Below are 16,990 nucleotides of genomic sequence, written 5' to 3'. Positions count from 1 at the left end.
AAAATTGGCAACAGCACTTACACTAGTGGCGGGGCGGACATGGGGAGCTGGAAGCGTGAACTAACGGCTGCTGAAGGATACCAGTTCGCACGGAGTGCCGGTTTGGAAGTGCTTGCGATGCTGCGAAGCGGGCTCGGTTCACTCGATCAAGTGAAACGCGTCGTTAAAGTGGAAGGTATTGTTAATTCCGTTCCCGAATTCGAAAGGCCGAATATTGTGCTGAACGGATTTTCCGATCTGATGCGGGAGGTGTTTGGGAAGAAGGGCGCCAAGCGTGGTCGGTGCCGGGAGCGGACTTGCTTCGGGAAAATCCAGCGATCGTGGCCGGCTTGATCTTTGAGGTGTAAAGCTGGCTGAGCGGGTAAAATGAAAAGCCGGGCCGTCCGTGCATGAAGTCTTAAGTCGCACGGGCGTTCCGGCTTTTCGCCTTATTTATGGGCAGCCAGCCACTGGGATAAGGCCGCAATTTGGTCGGCGCTCAGCGTGCTTTTGAAGGCCGGCATGCCGCCGCCGCCGTTCTCGATCTGCGCCGCGATCTTGTCCTGCGAAAGCTCGGCGCCGATCTTCTGCAGATTCGGCCCGACGCCCCCGGACAAGTCCGCCGCATGGCAGCCGATGCATTGCGCTTTATAGACCGCTTCGGCATCCGCTGCAGCGGTGTTTCCGTTAGCGCCGGAATCCGGCGTTCCGGCGTTCGTTTCCGGAGGGGCGGGGGTCGCTCCGTTATTGCCGCCGCAAGCGGTCATGCCCGCAAATAAGCACATCAGCAAAAGCAGCAAACCGATTTTCTGGTACATGTTTGAAGTCCTCCTCAGGCGTTTTCGGAGAAAACGCGGCATCGTAAGAAACAGCTTAGGCGTTTTCGGAGAAAACGCGGCATCGTAAGAAACAGCTTAGGCGTTTTCGGAGAAAACGCAGCATCGTAAGCAAGCGCTAAGGCGTTTTCGGATATCCCTATTTTCCCCTTATTGGCCTGCTTCATTCGGGAATTTAATAAGAACGGGCGAAACCGCGCCCGAGATCTGAACTTTATTTTGAAACGATTCCGCCGGGTCGAAGGAATCGGAGTCCGGCTGTTGAATGTTGTGATTAAAGAACGAAGAAGCAGTCACTTTTGGGGGGACATTGTCCGATGATGTCGAAAAAGCCGGGACAGGAGCCGGCGAAACGAATATCGCGCAGCGAAACGAATCTCGAAACGGAAGCGCGTAAAGCGGCGGCGAATTCACCGGCAGGCGACCGCATTCGCGGCGGTCAGAAGCCGTTCTCGGCCGGAGCGCTTATCCAGCTGCAGCGATCGATGGGCAACCGCGCATTGGGCCGATGGCTCGGGAACGGAAGGCCGCCGGCGGAATTGACGCTGCAGCGCAAGGAAAACCGCACCGGTATGCCGGACGTGCTGAAATCCGGCGTGGAGCGCTTAAGCGGAATGACGATGGACGATGTGAAGGTCCATTATAATTCCGTTAAACCGGCCGGGCTGCAGGCGCTGGCTTATGCGCAGGGGACGGATATTTACGTCGGGCCCGGACAGGAGAAGCATTTGCCGCATGAGGCTTGGCACGTCGTCCAACAGCGCCAGGGCCGGGTCGCGCCGACGACGGAAGTTAGCGGCGAGGCGGTGAACGACGAGCGGTCGCTGGAAGAGGAAGCCGATGCGATGGGAGCGAGAGCGCTTCAGGCCGGGAGCGGCACCGTTCAGCGGAAAGCGGACGGCACGGGAGAGGTCGCCGCGGAAGCTGACTCATCCGCCGGAATTGAAAGGCCGTCGCGGGGCAGCGGCATCGTCCAGCGGAGGGTGGTGACGGGCAGCGGCGATGAAGCGACCATCGACGATATCGCCGAATATTTCGATACGAACGATTTGAAGCAGGCAATAAGCGATCGCGATTTAAAGCGGGATTTAACCAAGGAAAATAAAAACGACAAAAGAGATTTAACCATCCGGGAGTTTCTGGATAAAATCGGCGCGATCGGCGATTCGAAATCGGATTCCGAGGACGACAGCGACGATGAATGGGATCCGGCCGATTATGCAGCCGACCCGATGGATCCCGACGACGTGCTTTCCTCCGATGTCCGGAAAAGCTTGTCCTTCGATTCAACGGCGAAAGGTTGGATGAAGACCGATACGCCGAAAGACGCGTCCGGCAGCTATGTCTGCCATATCTGCCGCCAAAAAATCAAGAAAGGCGAAAAGGTCGACATGGACCATCTTCCGCCTTGGAAAGATCGGCTTCATGCGTTCATTACAGAAGAGCAGCTGACGGAGGACGACACGGACGAGCTGAGCGGGGCCAATATGAAGAAGCTGTACAACATGCGGGGAAGCGTATTCGCACATTCCTCGTGCAACCGGGGACATTCGGGCGAACAAAATTATGTCAAGAAGTGGGGCAGCGCGGAAAACTGGTACAAAGCCGGCGGCGGCGCGCCTTTCTAAAGGTTCACCCGGGCCGGATAGCCCGGGCCGTTTTTTTTTTGTTAGGCGGGCGCGAAGGATAAAAAAAACGATCCGAACCATAATGAGAGAAAAGAACGCTTCGAGGCGGGATTCCCCGCATCTCGGTCGGGAGGTCGGATATGGTTTTCGATTGCGCAATTATCGGAGGCGGGCTCGCGGGACTTCAGGCCTCCATTCAGCTGGGAAGATACCGCCACCGGACATTGGTGCTGGATTCGGGCGATGGCCGCTCTTCGCTGTGCCGCTGCTATCACAATATTATCGGCTGGCCGGACGGCGTCAGCGGTCAGCATTTGCGGCAGCTTGGCCGGCTTCAGGCGGAGCGGCTCGGGGTCGAATTTGTCCGTGGACGGGTTGTACGCGCAGAGCGGAACGGCACCGCCGGCTTCATGCTGACCGGGGATAACGGCGATGTCTACGAGTCGAAGCGGATCTTGCTGGCGACGGGCGTGCAGGACCGGATTCCGCTGAAGGAGCAGCTGCTGGACTGCCTCGGCCTCAGCGTATTTATCTGCCCGGACTGCGACGGCTACGAGACGGCGGACCGGAAGACGCTCGTCATCGGCTCGGGCGATGCCGGCGCTTCGATGGCGCTGACGCTCACCTTTTGGACACGCGATCTTATCTATATTAATCACGAGCGGACGGAGATCGGCGCTGCATATCGGGACAAGCTGGTTCGTCACGGCATTGTTTATGTCGAGGATGCCGTGGCGGAGATCGCGCACGAGCAGGGCCGGCTCGAAGGGATCCGGCTTGCCGGCAGCGGCGAATGGCTGACGGCCTCGCACGCATTCGTCGCCTTCGGCGGAAACAAGGTGAGAACGGAGCTTGCGGCTCAGCTCGGCGTTCCCGTAGCCGGCAGCGGCCACATCGAGGTCGATCCGCGCACGAAACAGACGGCATGCGAGCATATCTGGGCGGCCGGCGACGTGACCGCCCACTCCGAGCAGGCGGCGATCGCCATGGGGGACGGCATTCAAGCGGCCATATGGATTCACAAAAGTCTTTTGTCGTAAGCTGCTTCTGTTATAATCGATAGTAATACCCGGTTCATTTGACCTCCCGGTCGGACCGGTACGGACATGTGCCGCAAGTCGAGGTACGAGCAAAGGAGCAAGCGCACGTTGGGCATTTTTTTTAATTTTCCGCTTATGGCCGCCTTGGTCGCAGTCGTAGCCGCGCAGGCAATCAAAATTCCGCTGTATTGGATAACGAACAAAAAGCTGACCATCGGGCTGGGCTTCAGCACGGGCGGCATGCCGAGCTCGCATTCGGCGGCGGTCTGCTCGCTCGCGTCCGCAGTCGGGATGCAGGAAGGGCTGGCTTCGGATTCGTTCGCAATCGCCGTCGTTTTCAGCATCATTACGATGTATGACGCGGCCGGCATCCGTCGGCACGCCGGACTGCATGCCGCAATATTGAACCGAATCGGCAAAACGATGTCAAAGCCGGAGCAAGGAACCGAGGAGTCGTGGCCGCTCAAGGAGCTGCTCGGACACCGGCCGATCGAGGTTTTTGCCGGGGCTTTGTTCGGGATCGCCGTTGCGCTGGTGCTGCGGGTGTCGATTTTTTCCTGAACATCGGGCTCCGCCGGTACAAGCTCCAAATCCCCTCTTCATGATACCTGTCTAACAACTTCGGTTCGGCCGGCGAATAATTTGGTAGAACCAACAGTAAGCAGGTATGGAGGGGACCCCGAGTTGAATGTGCTCATTATCGCGCCGGAACAAATCCCGGTGCCGCCGCCGGTCGGAGGATCGGTCGAACACAGCGTCTATCAAATCTCGCGGCGCTTTCCATCCCGGCACCGGGTGACGGTCGTCAGCCGCAAACGAAACGGACTGCCGTCCCGGTCGGTATACGGCAATTTAACGATTTTACGCGTCGCCGCAGCTTCGAAGAAGCAGTATATTGCCAAGGTGCTGAAAAAAGTCGGCGGCAGGCGGTTCGACATCGTCCAGATCGACAACCGGCCGTCTTTCGTTCCGGCCGTGCGCAGGGCTTTTCCGAAAACGACGATTTCCGTCTTCCTCCACTCGATGACCTTCGTCTCGCCGCCGATGACGTCCGTCCGGAAAGCTGCGGCGGAGCTGCGGCTGGCGGATATGATCGTCGGCAACAGCCGTTCGCTGCAGCGCACGCTGTCCGCCCGGTTTCCGCGGCTCCGCGGACGGATCGCCTACGTTCATCTCGGCGTCGACCTGGACCGTTTCCGGCCGTCCGGCAGACGGAGATCGTCCGGTAAAGGCTTTAACGTCCTGTTCGCAGGCCGGCTGATCCCGCGCAAAGGGCTGCCCGTCCTGATGAAGGCCGTGCGCATCGCGCGCAAATCGGTGCCGGGAATGCGGATTACGGTAGCGGGAGGGACCAACAAAGCGGGCTATAAAGCGCATTTGAAGCGGCTTGCGGCTTCCCTGCGGGTCCCGGTCACGTTCAAAGGGTACGTGTCTCGCGGCGGAATGCCGGGATTTTACCGTTCCGGCGACTGCTTCGTCTGCCCGTCGCAGCGCCACGAGGCGTTCGGACTCGTCAATGTCGAGGCCATGGCGTCGGGCCTGCCGTGCGTCGCGTCCCGGAACGGGGGGATTCCGGAAATTATCCGGCATCACCGGAACGGGCTGCTCGTCACCGCTTACCGGAAGCCGCAGGCGTTTGCCGACAAACTCGTCAAGCTTGCACGGAACTCGGCGCTGTCGGCCCGGCTGGCGAGGCAGGCGAGAAAAGATGCTGTAAGCCGGTTCGGCTGGAGCGGCACGGCCGCCCGGCTCGCCCGGCTGTATGCTGCCAAAGTACGATGAATGAATGGGGACTTCGTTCGAAACGAATGCGAACGAAGTCTCTTTTCCTTTTTCCGCATGATCAGCCGGTTTCACAGACCTTTTTCAGCTTCGTGCCTTATAATGGGCAAGACAGGATGGAAATCATTCAACGTTGACGGAGGGTCTTGATGTACAAAATCCTGTTGATAGAAGACGAGCCGAATTTTGCCCGTTTCGTCGAGCTCGAGCTTGTCCATGAGGGCTATGCGGTGCAGGCTGCGTCGGACGGGCCCGCAGGATTGCGGCTGGCGCTGGAGTCGGACTGGGATTTGATCCTGCTGGACGTCATGCTGCCCGGCATCGACGGATTTGAGGTTTGCCGGCGCATTCGCGGGAAAAGCGGCAGTCCGGTTATGCTGCTGACGGCCCGCGACAGCGTATCCGACCGGGTGAACGGGCTCGACTACGGCGCAGACGATTATTTGCCCAAGCCGTTCGCTATCGAGGAGCTGTTCGCCCGTATGCGCGCCATTTTGCGCAGGACGAGGTGCGGCGGCGATCAGCCGCTTGCGTTCCGCGATCTGCGGCTAAACCCGGTCTCGCGGTCGGTGACCCGAAACGGGGTGGGCATCGCGCTGACGAAGCGGGAGTTCGATCTACTGTCCGTTTTTATGCATAATGTGAACCGGATCTTGACAAGGGACGCACTGATCGACAGCGTCTGGGGCATCGACGCGGACGTGGAGACGAACGTCGTCGACGTTTACGTCCGTTATTTGCGAAATAAGCTGAGCGGCTGCCCGGAAGACGGCTACATTCAGACGATCCGCGGAATCGGGTACGTGATGCGATGACAAACCTGCTGAAGCCCTTGAACGCTTTGCCGCTCAAATGGAGGCTTGCCGCCTGGTCGTCCGTGCTGATCCTATTCCTGATCGTCGTTTATAACGGCGTGCAGTATCTTGTCATCGACCGCTGGGCGCTCGGCCAGGAAAAACGGCAGCTGCAGAAGGAACTGGAAGAAATTCAAGGGTTTTATGCGGATCCCGGTGCGCCCGGACTTGCGCAAAGCCGCGGCTTTTTGGGCAAAATGAACGACAGCCATCAAATGATCCGGATCCTGAATGACGCAGGCGTCCCGGAGCTGACCGTCAGCAACCGGCTGCCCGCGGATTGGGTAAAGCCGCAGCAGGCGGCGGAACCGGAAATGACAAGCCAGTGGCACGGGGACGATCATCTGCTCATTCTGCGGAGTCCGTTCCGGGCGAAGGCTTTCGCCGGCACGATCGAAATGGCGCAAAATCTCGAAAAGTATGAGAGTCTGACTCATCTTTTGTTCTTGGTTATGGGATTCGGCGGTTTGTTCGGCATCGCGCTCGGCGCCGGCGGAAGCGTGATGCTTGCCGGGCAGTTCGTCAAGCCGATCCGTCAGCTGGCCGGCACGATGGGCCGAATCCGGCAGAACGGGCTGTCCGAACGGGTAGAAATCGGAGGGACGCGGGATGAGCTGTCCCGGCTCAGCCAGGTGTTCAACGAGATGATGGACAGGCTCGAGCGCTCGTTTATGCAGCAGAAGCAGTTCGTCGAAGACGCTTCGCATGAACTGCGTACGCCGATCGCGATTGTCGAAGGCCATCTGGCGATGCTGAACCGGTGGGGCAAGCACCGCCCGGAAATTTTGGATGAATCGCTGCAGGCTTCCCTGCGCGAGCTTGCGCGCCTTAAAGATTTGACGCAGGAGCTGCTGGCGCTGTCGAAAGCGGAAGCGCCTGCAGCGGGCGAGGAGCGAAGCGCGCTCCTCTCGGACCCTTTTTGCGTCGTTCGGCGCATGGTTGCCGACTTCGGCAGCCTGCATCCGGAATTCACGTTCGAGCAGGAGCTTCCTCCAAACGACGCCGGATACCTTGTTGGTTTCACTGAAGATCATTGGCAGCAGACCTTGCTGATCCTGCTTGACAACGCCGTTAAATATTCGGGAGACAACCGGCGGGTCAGAATCAGGGGTTCCATTGCCGGCGACGGAGGCATGGAGCTGGAGGTGGCCGATTACGGCATCGGCATTCCGCAGCGGGACCTGGAGCGTGTATTCGAACGGTTTTACCGGGTCGATAAAGCCCGAAGCCGCGATCAGGGCGGCAGCGGTCTCGGACTCGCGATTGCCAAACGGCTTGTCGAACGGTACAGCGGTTCGATCTCCGCTGCGAGCGAAGAGAATAAGGGAACGACGATAAAGATCTCACTGCCGAGCGGTGCGAAGCGTTGAACGGAGGAAAACGGACCTATCGAATATGCGGCGGATTTGCGCCGTTTTTCAGGACGTCGGGAGAAAGGTCAGGTGAGGGTCATGAGCGTCCGATGGCTGCTTTATCTTGTCTTGTTGGCTGCCGGCCTTGCCTTGTATGCAACGTTAATTGACGGCAGCGCACCCGTCGGTGTTAAAATCGCCGGCGGGGAGGCCGGCTCTGCCGCCCTGTTCGCCGGCTCGGTTTATTTTTTGCGCAGGCTGCCGGGACGGCCTTGAACGGCAAAACCGGCCCTGCCTGTACGGCGGAGCCGGTTGTTTTAAATCCGTTACGCATTCGGGATATTCGTTTTACGGAATTTGTCCATTGCCGCGGTCAGCTTGTAATCGTTCGCTTTGGCGGTGTTCATAAATTTTTGCAGCAGTGTCAGGTAGCTGCTTGAGGACGGGTCGTGCCACTGCAGCATGAGCGAGTATCCTTTCTTGGCGTTCGGCTGCATCGTTTTCGTCTCGTAGTCGAAGAGCGGCGTATTGTTCACGCCGTAAAACGTCAAGATTGTATACTGCTTGAACAGGCTGTTAACCTTCGCTGCACGATTGGAGTTCGGAAACCGCTTGAGGAAGCTTTCCTGCAGGAGCGCCCGGTTGACGATCTGCTGGTAGCCGATCATCAAACCCGCGTCCTTGACGCTCGGCTGCTCCGATTCTACGGCCATGATATCGAGATACGCCTGGATATCGGCGGTTACGAATGACTGGAACGGCTTGAATGCGGCGTAATCCACCACCGGGAAAAAGAAGCCTTCCGCCGTCTCCAGTCTATAACCGCTCGCTGCCGCCGACAGCAGCAGCGCTTTGACCGAAGCGTCTTTCATCCGGGCCGCGACGGTGGTGAAGGTGTCCCCTTGTTGATACACCTTGGCGATGGAATTCTGCACATGCTGGGTGCCGATCCGCTGGTCCGTCGCAGGAAGCGCCTTAACGAGCGCGTTTTCCAAATAAAGCACCATAATCGTCGACTGGTAGGCGGTCAATTCGCCGATATGCTTTTTCAAATAAACGATTGCGGACGGCAGCTGTCCCGGTTGGGCGAGCAGCGCCTTATAATGAGCCATTGCGGCATTCTGCTGCTCCGGCGAATGCGTCGCCGTCTGCAAAGGTGACATCGCGGCAGCTCCGGCTGCACCGGTCTGGACGGTCAACGCCAATGCGGCGACTGCGGCCAGCAGGGCGGTTTTGGACATCAGCGCTTTTTTCGTTCTCATTTCAGGTCTCCCTCCGTGACTGGCGGTATATTGGGAACAAGGTTCGGCAGGAACATGACTGCGGTGATTTTGTCTGCACCCCTATAAACGCGGCTGCGATCAAAAAGGTTGCACTCGGCAGGCTGGCACCCAAATCACCGGATCCGGTTTTCATTTACCGGCATGCGGTTCTTTCGTGCCTTGGTTTTCGGGAACGGTTTTGACTTGATTCGCCATTTTGTCGTTTAATAGAGAAGGATGAATATGACAAGGGAGTGATCGGGCATGAAGTATCGCAGACTGGGGAGCACGGGGCTTAAAGTTTCCGTTATCGGCGTGGGCACTTGGCAGTTCGGAGGCGAATGGGGACAGCAGTTTACACAGGACGAAGCCGACGCGATTCTGGACCGGGCCGCCGAGCTGGGGCTGAATCTGATCGATACGGCGGAATGCTACGGGGACCATTTGTCCGAGTCGATGATCGGCAGCTACCTGGCCCGCCGAGGACGCCACAATTGGGTTGTTGCCACAAAGTTCGGGCATCAATTTCACGAGCGTTTCACCCGAACGGACCGCTTTTCGGCGGAAGACGTCGTCAGTCAGCTTGACGCTTCATTGAAAGCGCTTCAAACGGATTATGTCGATTTGTACCAGTTCCATTCCGGTCCCGATGAGGTATTCGACAACGATGCGCTGTGGACCGCGCTGGACAAGCAGGTACAGGCGGGCAAGATCAGGCATCTGGGCACCTCGATCGGGAGCAACGCCAATATCCACCAGACGGATGCGTCGCAGAAGGTCGGCTCGGAAGCGATTCAGGTCGTGTATAACCGGCTCGACCGGGCGCCGGAGGAGCAGGTGTTTCCTTCCTGCATCCGTCAGGATCTCGGCGTGCTTGCCCGGGTGCCGCTCGCAAGCGGTTATTTAAGCGGCAAATACAAGCCGGGAGCCGTTTTCGGCGAAACCGACGTCCGGCACCGGCACGACCCGGAAAGCACGCAGCAGAAGCTGCAGGAGGTCGAACGCATCCGCCGCGACGAGGTTCCGGAAGGCACGGACATGGCATCCTGGGCACTGGCCTGGTGCCTGAAGCATCCTGCCGTTACCGCCGTGATCCCGGGCTGCAAAAGCCCCGAGCAGGTGTTCTCCAACGCCTACGCGGCCGAGCTCGTCGAGCCCGGGCATCCGCAGGATTGGAAGGACTGAAAAGCCGGCCGCCGGGAGACCCGATATCGTTTGCCGTTTTGCAGAGTCGCTTTCAAACCGAAAGCGGCTCGTTTTTTTGAAGGGCCGTTTTCAACCTGGAGGGCCTTTGTTCAAACGCGGCAGGCAGGACGGGAACACCGAGAAGCGGAGACGGCCGTTTTCGCTATTTTCGCACAATCAGCCGGATATGCCGGCTGATTTTTTTTGCCGCCATGCCGGTTCACCGCGCCTGTGTGGGGGTAATGAAATTATTGAGCCTTCCATTCGGGCGCTTGATGACCAATTTACAAAAAAAGAGGGGTTCGACGGATGCTGAATCTGCAAGAAAATGCTCATCGCTATGCGGCAGAGTGGTCGCAGTTTACTGCAAATGGATTGGCTGTCCTTTCGCAGTCAAAGGAATGGATAGCCGCGAACGACGCGTTATGCCGAATGCTCGGCATCCGTAAGGACGAGCTTGCGTCCGTCGAATTTTTTAACCTGATCGAACCGCCCGGGGCGAAGCGGGAATTAGAGCGCCTCCTGGACGGCGAAACGGAGTTCGCCGAATGCGAGATGCGCCTGGCCCGCAGGGACGGGGATCCGGTTCCCGTCCGCATCCGGGCCGGGATTATTCGCACGGATGGCTCTTCGCCCGCGTGCGTCTTGCTCGAGTGCGCCGATTTGAGCGCGATGAAGGCGCTCGAAGACCGGCTGCGGGAAATGGAACGATCCGCGGAAACGTTCACGAACCTGCAAAAGCAGGAGGAACGATTTGAAGAATCGCTGCGGATCGCGTCCATCGGCAGCTGGGAATGGGACCTCGTGCAGCACAGGGTTTATTTTTCGCGACAGCTGTGCCGGATTTATCATTTTCCGGAGAATGAAGGCGCGCAATCATGGAGGCCGGCCGATCTTGTGCCCGATTTTATGAAGCGGCAGTTTCAGGAGGAGCTCGAGTTTACCCTTCAGGGGGGCAATTTAAGTCTGGAATTCGCCATTACCGATCCGGACGGAACCGAAAAATTTTTGCATATCCGCGGGGCGGCGACGTTCGGCGAGGACGGCAATCCGATGAAAATAAACGGCACCGTTCAGGATATCACCGACCGCAAGCTGGTTGAACGAAAGCTTCAGGAGACGATCGAACGGTATACGTCTCTGAAGAAATATAATCACGACGCCGTTTTTTCGCTCGATCTCGAAGGAAATGTGATCAACACCAATGTCATGGCTCAAAAGCTGACCGGCTATCCGATCGAAGAAATGGTGGGCGTCAATTTCAGCAAATTTACGGGCATGAAGGGAATCAAAGAAATTCTCGCGACTTCGGTCAGCGACAGCTCGGAGGATCGGCGCATCGACACCGTGTTTCACAAGGACGGACATGCCGCGGAAGTTTTGACGTCCATAGCGCCGATCATCATCAACCAGGAAAACGTCGGATACTACATTATCGCCAAGGACATCACCGAGCAGAAGAGGCTGATGGTAGCCAAGGAAGCCGCCGAATCGACCAACAAGGCGAAAAGCGAATTTCTCGCCGTGATGAGCCACGAAATCCGCACGCCCATGAACGGCGTCATCGGCATGACGGACCTGCTGCTGGAAACGACCGAGCTGGACGAGCAGCAGCGGGAATATCTCGAGATCATCCGCAAAAGCGGAGAATCGCTGCTCGCCATCATTAACGACATTCTGGATTTCTCCAAAATCGATTCCGGCAAAACGGAATTGATCCAAGAGCCCTTTCATCTCCGCTCGTGTATTTTCGAAGCGGTGGACGTGCTCTCGCCGAAGGCGCAGGAAAAGAAGCTCGACATTTCGTTCCTGCTGAGCCCCGATATCCCGCCCGTGCTTGTCGGGGACGAGAAGCGCCTCAAGCAGGTGCTGCTCAATCTGATCGGCAATGCGATCAAATTCACAAGCGAGGGCGGAGTTTCGATCTCGGTCAAAAAGCAGGCGGTGAAGGACGATGCGATTACGCTCAAATTTTCGATCCGGGACACGGGAATCGGCATTCCGCCCGACAAAATCGGCAATCTGTTCCAGCCGTTCGCACAGCTTGACAACTTCATGACCCGCGAGACGGAGGGAACGGGGCTCGGCCTTGCCATCAGCAAGAAGCTCATCCACCTGCTCGGCGGCGAGATCAGGATCGAAGAAACGAACGGCCCCGGCTCGACGTTCACCTTTACGGCATCGTTCCTGCAGGACAAAGCGAGCGCTGCGCCGCCGGGAGGCAGGCAGGAAAAGCAGTTCGTTATTCCCGACCAAGAGCCGCTCGACATTTTGGTGGCGGAAGATAACAAAATTAACCAGCTGGTGCTTGTGAAAATGCTCGGCAAGCAGGGTCATCGCATCCGGATCGCCGAAAACGGAAACGAGACGGTCGAGCTGGCGCTTACCGGGAAATTCGACCTGATCTTCATGGACGTTCAAATGCCGGTGATCAACGGCCTGGAGGCCGCCGCCATCATCAAGGAGAAGCTGGGGAAAGACTGCCCGAAAATGATCGGAGTAACGGCTAACGCGCTGAAGGGCGACCGGGAAAAGTGCCTCGCGGCAGGCATGGACGGCTATTTGAGCAAGCCGCTTCAAATCAAGGGTATCGTCGACATCATCCGGACGTTCGCGCCGTCCTGAATGAATATCCGCGCTTGAAAATCGCGTTCCCTTCGGGTCATAATGGGAATCGGACGCAACCTGAAGCCTGCGTCCGCGATTGGAGGCGCATAGCATGCAGAAAGCCCCGTGGCCGGTCGTCCACTCCATGGGCGATATCTGGATCAAACCCGGTTCCGTTCTGGGAACGAGAACGATCGACGATTACGAGCTGGTTTATTTCCCTTCCGGCACGGGTACGATTTACGACTTGGAAGGCAAGGAATACGCGCTTACCGATCCGTGCTTCGTCATGACGAGGCCGGGAGAACGTCACAGCTACCGGTTCGATCCCGAACGAAGCGTCCGGCATTTGTTCATTCATTATGACGGCTCGGCGTATCTCGGCACCGGAGGAACGCCCGTCGGCCAGCTGCGACAGCCGGTTGTCGTTCCCGCCGGCAGCCACCAGCTGGCCGCCGGCTTGATCAAGCGGATGCTGTGGGTCGGCAGCATGCGCCCCGCGGGCTGGATCCGGCGCCTGTCCGTGCTGCTGGCCGGCGCCTTGGAGGAGCTCTGCGCAGCTCCCGCCGATGCCTCCGCCGGCGAGCCGGACAGCCATGGCGCTTTACCGCTGCCGCTGCCCATTACGAAGGCGCTCCGATATATGGAGGAGCATCTGGAGAAACGGCTCTCGATTGAGACGATCGCGCTTCAATCCGGCTGGTCGCACGAGCATTTTACCCGGATGTTCGTTCAGTACGTCGGCATATCGCCGAAGCAGGCGCTTCTGGAGCGCAGGCTCCAGCGGGCCGAACAGCTGCTGATGAGCGGCGAGTGGACGGTGAAGCAGATCGCCCATCAGGTGGGGTTCACGGACGAGCATCATTTCTCGAAAATGTACAAACGGCTGCGCGGCATCACGGCCACCGTCTACAAGCAGCGATGCGCGGAGCCGATTTTCCGCCATATGGCGCCGGCGGCGGCCGACCCGGATACGCCGTATCCCGTCAACCGGCATATCGTCGTTTCGGATGCGGACATCAAATAAAGCCACCGTCTTCACGCTTCGATCCATTGAATCCGCTTTCTCCGCTAAGCACAATAAAGGTATGGATGACTTGATGGAGGGATTCGGTTATGGAACAAAACGGAGCCGTACAAGACGCGCGGCGCACAGACCGCTATCTGGTCAGCGTCGGGCAGTACAGGCAGTATCACCGGGACGGCTTCCTGAAGGCGGATGGTCTGCTGAAGGAGCAGGATACGCGCGAGCTGTTCGAATTCGCAGAACGGATGAGGCTGCAGAACGAATCGCAGAAGGGAGCGGCCGATCCGGCGAGCCGCGATCCGTTAAAGGCGGAATTCGCCGAGCGGACGCGTGTGCACATGCTGTCGCGCATCGAACCGGAAGCGGAGCGGGGAATGCTTCACCCGCACATTCTCGACGTCATCCAGGCACTGATCGGTCCGGACGTCTACGCGCTGCAGTCGATGCTGTTTTTCAATCCGCCCGGCCGCGGCGGACAAGGCTGGCACCAGGATTCCTATTATATCTCGACCCAGCCCGATTCCTTGATCGGCGCCTGGATTGCGCTTGAGGATGCGGATGAGGAGAACGGCTGCCTGTGGGTCGTCCCGGGCTCCAATCACGAGCCGGTTTACCCGCCGGGGGACAGCGCGCAGCGGACGGCGAAAGCGAAGGAGACGTTTCGCGATTTGCAAGGCGTCTACAACGTCAGCCACTTGGACGACGAGGTCAATACGCTGTCCAAGGTTGTCGCGAACTACCCGGACCCGATTCCGGTCCCGATGAAGGCCGGCGACGTACTGTTTTTCCATTCGCACCTGTTTCACCGCTCGTATCCGAACCGCACGGCGGACCGGTTCCGCCGGTCGTACGTGTGCCACTACTGCAACGCGCGTTCGTGGGTGCCGTGGGACCATGACGGATATGAAGGCAGTTCGGGCAACTACCGCCAGATCCTGGCCAGAGGATCGACCCATATGCCTTTTGCGAAGCCGGTTTTCGGCACTGAGGTGATCGTCTCGGAGCCGGGGGAATCGGCCGGCAGCGTCCGGATGATGGGGATGGATAACGGCATGATGATGCCCGTAACGGACGGGAACGGCTCGTAACATGTGATTGGCAATTGTCAGCGGCGCCCTCTGGATTCGTCCGGACGGGCGTATTTTTTTTGCCGTTTTCGGTCCGTTCGGCAGGAATCGGATACCCGGGGATGGAAGAAGTGAAAGCCCGCCGATTTGCTGCGGGGTTATCGACTGGATGAGAGAGGGGCGGAATTGACGTGGAGCTCAGAAATCTTCGGATGGATGAATTTGATATCAGCATGAAGCTCGCGATGTACGCGTTTCAGATGAAGCTGCCGCCGGAGCAGCTGGAAGCGGCGCGGGGAAGATTCAAGCCGGAAAACGTATGGGGCGTGTTCGAGGAGGGAGATCTCCAGGCCCAGCTGACGATCATCCCGCTGCAGCTGTATGTGCAAGGCAGAGCGCTGGACATGGGAGGTATCGCAGGCGTCTCGTCTTGGCCCGAGCATCGCCGGCAGGGGCACGTCGCCCGTCTGATTTCGCACGCGCTGGAGCAGATGCGCGCGCGGGGGCAGAGCGTGTCGTGCCTGGCGCCGTTCTCGTTCGGCTTCTACCGGAAATACGGCTATGAAACCTATACCGAGTACAAGAAGTATACGGTCGAAGCGCCGATGTTTCCGCCCAGAACCGCATCGGCGCTCCACGTGACGCGGATCAGCGAGGAGGAAATCCCGCAGCTGTCCGGCATCTACGAGCGTTATGCCTCCCGGTATAACGGCACGCTGAAACGCGACGAAGCGTGGTGGAAAACGTCGGTGCTGCGCCGCAAGAAGGGTAACGCCGCGGTTTGCCGCCGCCCGGACGGCGAGCCCGCAGGTTATATGCTCTACGAGGTCGCGGACCGGCTTATGACCGTGCATGAAATGGTGTTTGAGGACGAGGAAGCCCGGAGGGCGCTTTGGACGTTTATCGCCAACCACGATTCGATGATCGACAAGGCGGTGCTGGAGGCGCCGATGGACGACGCGCTTCCTTATCTGCTGCCGAATCCGCGGATCGGACAAGAGGTCGTGCCGTATTTCATGGCGCGGATCGTCGACGCGGCCGCGTTCGCCGGCCAATACGCTTTCGCGCCGGGCAAGGAAGCGACCCGCCTGACCGTCGAGCTGAGCGACCGGCATGCCGAATGGAACGAAGGCATTTGGCGGCTCGCGGTGGCGCCGGACGGCAGCGGCTCGCTGGAGCGGGAAAACAGCGGCGAAGCGCCCAGGCTTGCCTGCGATATCAATACGTGGACTGCGCTCTTGATGGGATATTTGCGCCCGCTGCAGCTGCACGGCTTCGGAAAGCTTACCGGCTCGCCCGAAGCGGCCGCCCGCCTGGAAGCGATTATCCCCTCGCGGCAGACCTATTTGCTCGATTTTTTCTAAAATTTTTCGACAACCTTGGTTCGACAGAATCTTGACGCGGTTTATGGTACCGTGAAGTTAATCTGAACGGACGAGGGTGATCTGGTGAAGCTGCTGCTGTGGTTTGGACGAAGGTACCATTGTGTAAACGGGCATCGTTTCAAGCGTATACTCGAGTTTAACGGCACCAAAATTTGTCCGAAATGCGCGGCTCTGACAATCTATGAACGGGCTTGATTCCTTTTCGAGATCGTGATAGGGTAAACTAAATCGACTCGAGGAGGCTGGAAACGAGTGGCAAGATATTTGTTTGCATTCGAAGTGAAATCGACCGGCAAGAAAGGCGAATTCAGCTGGACAGCCGCCACGGAAGAAGAAGCGAGGGCGAAGGTGCTGCTCAAGATCGCGGATTTCGAGTTTACCGAAACGGACGATATTGTGCTCGGCGATTTGCTTGACGTTAAGCAGACGACCGGCGATCAATATTACGAATGCGAAGGCTGCAGCGCCTAAACGCCGCAATCCGGCCGCGCTCTGCGGGCCGCAAGCGGACAAGCAGACCGTTATGAGGAGCCGGCTGCGGCTGCCTTAACGGTCTGCTTGTTTGCACGGGACGGTCGTATGATGCCGGCTTCACGGAGCTCATGAGGGTCGGATAAACGGGCTGTGCGGCTGGCGAAGCAGGGAGCGACTAGAATGAAGCGAGTGTTGGCAGGCGGCTTAATGCTGATAAGCGGTGTAATCCTGTATGCAGGGACGACCATGGAAGGAAGCTCCGCAAGCGGTTCAGCGGACAATGTTGCGATAATATTAAGCGTGCTCGGTTTCTGGATTCTGCTGTGGGAATGTTATGTGCGAGATTTTTGGCAAAGGTACGTCAATGCCGTCCGGCAGCGAAACGAGGAATACAACAAGCGGCATAAGTAAAACTGGGCGGATTAAAAAAGCAGAGCAGCCTGACTGCCGTTCTTGAATATGGAAGGCAGTAATGGATATCGAAATGGAATTGAGGCGAGACGATTCCCATA

General features: G+C 58.3%; 16 protein-coding genes. 14 read left to right on the top strand and 2 right to left on the bottom strand.

From position 1 onward, the window contains the following. Window positions 1-39 precede the first annotated feature (39 nt). Window positions 40-333 carry a RidA family protein gene (locus PD282_RS14640; protein ID WP_274651404.1) on the top strand — a complete coding sequence of 98 codons (294 nt, stop codon included), beginning with the start codon at window positions 40-42 and terminating at the stop codon, window positions 331-333. A gap of 95 nt (window positions 334-428) precedes the next feature. Here PD282_RS14640 and PD282_RS14635 read toward each other — a convergent pair whose 3' ends face one another. After that, on the bottom strand, window positions 429-797 hold the full coding sequence (locus PD282_RS14635) for a c-type cytochrome (RefSeq protein ID WP_274651403.1): 369 nt from the start codon (window positions 795-797) through the stop codon (window positions 429-431). A gap of 335 nt (window positions 798-1,132) precedes the next feature. Here PD282_RS14635 and PD282_RS14630 point away from each other — a divergent pair, with 335 nt between their 5' ends. The 7 genes from PD282_RS14630 (at window position 1,133) to PD282_RS14600 (ending at window position 7,747) form a co-directional block, all read left to right on the top strand. Further along, window positions 1,133-2,443, top strand: coding sequence for an eCIS core domain-containing protein (locus PD282_RS14630; protein WP_274651402.1), 1,311 nt, complete (start codon window positions 1,133-1,135; stop codon window positions 2,441-2,443). A 140-nt stretch (window positions 2,444-2,583) separates the two neighbouring features. Beyond that, window positions 2,584-3,483, top strand: coding sequence for an NAD(P)/FAD-dependent oxidoreductase (locus PD282_RS14625; protein WP_274651401.1), 900 nt, complete (start codon window positions 2,584-2,586; stop codon window positions 3,481-3,483). 108 nt (window positions 3,484-3,591) lie between these two features. Then, window positions 3,592-4,044 (top strand): divergent PAP2 family protein, encoded by a 453-nt coding sequence (locus PD282_RS14620; protein ID WP_274651400.1) that lies wholly within the window; start codon window positions 3,592-3,594, stop codon window positions 4,042-4,044. A gap of 129 nt (window positions 4,045-4,173) precedes the next feature. After that, a complete protein-coding gene (locus tag PD282_RS14615) occupies window positions 4,174-5,265 on the top strand; it encodes a glycosyltransferase family 4 protein (protein ID WP_274655230.1) in 1,092 nt (363 codons plus the stop codon). A 149-nt stretch (window positions 5,266-5,414) separates the two neighbouring features. Then, the gene (locus tag PD282_RS14610; RefSeq protein WP_274651399.1) at window positions 5,415-6,080 is read left to right on the top strand and encodes a response regulator transcription factor; all 666 of its coding nucleotides are present in this window, start codon (window positions 5,415-5,417) and stop codon (window positions 6,078-6,080) included. After that, complete coding sequence (locus PD282_RS14605; RefSeq protein WP_274651398.1) at window positions 6,077-7,489, top strand: HAMP domain-containing sensor histidine kinase; 1,413 nt, start codon at window positions 6,077-6,079, stop codon at window positions 7,487-7,489. The genes PD282_RS14610 and PD282_RS14605 overlap by 4 nt, the downstream gene beginning before the upstream one ends. An 81-nt stretch (window positions 7,490-7,570) precedes the next feature. Beyond that, window positions 7,571-7,747 (top strand): hypothetical protein, encoded by a 177-nt coding sequence (locus PD282_RS14600; protein ID WP_274651397.1) that lies wholly within the window; start codon window positions 7,571-7,573, stop codon window positions 7,745-7,747. Window positions 7,748-7,797: 50 nt separating this feature from the next. Here the strand turns inward: PD282_RS14600 and PD282_RS14595 are convergent, their stop codons facing one another. Then, entirely contained in the window at window positions 7,798-8,733 is a 936-nt protein-coding gene (locus PD282_RS14595; RefSeq protein WP_274651396.1) for a hypothetical protein, read from the bottom strand. A gap of 264 nt (window positions 8,734-8,997) precedes the next feature. Between PD282_RS14595 and PD282_RS14590 the strand changes: the two genes are divergently transcribed. The 6 genes from PD282_RS14590 (at window position 8,998) to PD282_RS14565 (ending at window position 16,475) form a co-directional block, all read left to right on the top strand. Beyond that, complete coding sequence (locus PD282_RS14590) at window positions 8,998-9,918, top strand: aldo/keto reductase (RefSeq protein WP_274651395.1); 921 nt, start codon at window positions 8,998-9,000, stop codon at window positions 9,916-9,918. 309 nt (window positions 9,919-10,227) lie between these two features. Beyond that, window positions 10,228-12,543: a PAS domain S-box protein gene (locus tag PD282_RS14585; RefSeq protein ID WP_274651394.1), complete on the top strand. Its 2,316-nt coding sequence runs from the start codon at window positions 10,228-10,230 to the stop codon at window positions 12,541-12,543. Window positions 12,544-12,637: 94 nt separating this feature from the next. Beyond that, window positions 12,638-13,552 (top strand): AraC family transcriptional regulator, encoded by a 915-nt coding sequence (locus PD282_RS14580; RefSeq protein WP_274651393.1) that lies wholly within the window; start codon window positions 12,638-12,640, stop codon window positions 13,550-13,552. 89 nt (window positions 13,553-13,641) lie between these two features. Then, on the top strand, window positions 13,642-14,640 hold the full coding sequence (locus PD282_RS14575) for a phytanoyl-CoA dioxygenase family protein (protein ID WP_274651392.1): 999 nt from the start codon (window positions 13,642-13,644) through the stop codon (window positions 14,638-14,640). 170 nt (window positions 14,641-14,810) lie between these two features. Next, entirely contained in the window at window positions 14,811-15,983 is a 1,173-nt protein-coding gene (locus PD282_RS14570; protein WP_274651391.1) for a GNAT family N-acetyltransferase, read from the top strand. A gap of 273 nt (window positions 15,984-16,256) precedes the next feature. Next, window positions 16,257-16,475, top strand: a complete 219-nt coding sequence (locus PD282_RS14565) for a hypothetical protein (RefSeq protein WP_274651390.1) — start codon at window positions 16,257-16,259, stop codon at window positions 16,473-16,475. Window positions 16,476-16,990 lie beyond the last annotated feature (515 nt).

Origin of the sequence: Paenibacillus humicola (genome assembly GCF_028826105.1) — a bacterium.
Taxonomy (GTDB): Bacteria; Bacillota; Bacilli; order Paenibacillales; family Paenibacillaceae; genus Paenibacillus_Z; species Paenibacillus_Z humicola.
The sequence above is the reverse complement of the archived record's forward strand: the minus strand, read 5'-3'. Positions and strand labels throughout refer to the sequence as shown.

Coding starts and splice junctions, on each gene's coding strand:
- PD282_RS14595 (WP_274651396.1), bottom strand. CDS start 8,733: ATGAGAACGAAAAAAGCGCTGATGTCCAAAACCGCCCTGCTGGCCGCA.
- PD282_RS14605 (WP_274651398.1), top strand. CDS start 6,077: ATGACAAACCTGCTGAAGCCCTTGAACGCTTTGCCGCTCAAATGGAGG.
- PD282_RS14625 (WP_274651401.1), top strand. CDS start 2,584: ATGGTTTTCGATTGCGCAATTATCGGAGGCGGGCTCGCGGGACTTCAG.
- PD282_RS14630 (WP_274651402.1), top strand. CDS start 1,133: ATGATGTCGAAAAAGCCGGGACAGGAGCCGGCGAAACGAATATCGCGC.
- PD282_RS14580 (WP_274651393.1), top strand. CDS start 12,638: ATGCAGAAAGCCCCGTGGCCGGTCGTCCACTCCATGGGCGATATCTGG.
- PD282_RS14635 (WP_274651403.1), bottom strand. CDS start 797: ATGTACCAGAAAATCGGTTTGCTGCTTTTGCTGATGTGCTTATTTGCG.
- PD282_RS14610 (WP_274651399.1), top strand. CDS start 5,415: ATGTACAAAATCCTGTTGATAGAAGACGAGCCGAATTTTGCCCGTTTC.
- PD282_RS14585 (WP_274651394.1), top strand. CDS start 10,228: ATGCTGAATCTGCAAGAAAATGCTCATCGCTATGCGGCAGAGTGGTCG.
- PD282_RS14575 (WP_274651392.1), top strand. CDS start 13,642: ATGGAACAAAACGGAGCCGTACAAGACGCGCGGCGCACAGACCGCTAT.
- PD282_RS14590 (WP_274651395.1), top strand. CDS start 8,998: ATGAAGTATCGCAGACTGGGGAGCACGGGGCTTAAAGTTTCCGTTATC.
- PD282_RS14640 (WP_274651404.1), top strand. CDS start 40: ATGGGGAGCTGGAAGCGTGAACTAACGGCTGCTGAAGGATACCAGTTC.
- PD282_RS14600 (WP_274651397.1), top strand. CDS start 7,571: ATGAGCGTCCGATGGCTGCTTTATCTTGTCTTGTTGGCTGCCGGCCTT.